1 protein-coding gene is annotated in these 443 nt (G+C 44.0%); it reads left to right on the top strand.

Annotated features, from left to right (window positions below; all coding sequences use genetic code 11):
* Nucleotides 1–97 precede the first annotated feature (97 nt).
* Nucleotides 98–443, top strand: a 346-nt coding sequence (locus tag AB4585_RS26165) for an ABC transporter permease subunit (protein WP_372171679.1), incomplete at its 3' end; no start/stop codon positions are given.

Below are 443 nucleotides of genomic sequence, written 5' to 3' on the forward strand. Positions count from 1 at the left end.
TTGTTTGGTGAACGCTTCAACGGTTTGTACTGTTGTAAACAGGCAACTGTCATCAACTAGGACGCCAACATAGCCGTAATAGTGTTGGAAGATAATTATGTTAGATTTACAGGGATATGAAGCCTCGATTCTCAGTGGAGCTTGGCTGACGTTACAGGTAGCTGTGCTATCACTGCTTTTGGCAGTAATACTCGGCATGGTGGGTGCTTTAGCTAAGCTATCTCCTTATCGTGTGGCCCGTGGTATTGCGACCCTTTACACCACCATTATTCGTGGTATCCCAGACTTAGTGCTGATGATGCTGATTTTCTTCGGTGGCCAGATCCTGCTTAATAATAGCTTGTATGGCATCAACGAATGGCTTAATGAGTACTTCACATCAAGCGATCCCAATCATGAGTGGGTTGCTTATGTTCCAGATTATATTGATGTTAGCCCTTATG

Source organism: Vibrio sp. 10N.222.49.C9 (genome assembly GCF_041474985.1).
In the GTDB taxonomy this organism is placed as follows: domain Bacteria; phylum Pseudomonadota; class Gammaproteobacteria; order Enterobacterales; family Vibrionaceae; genus Vibrio; species Vibrio crassostreae_C.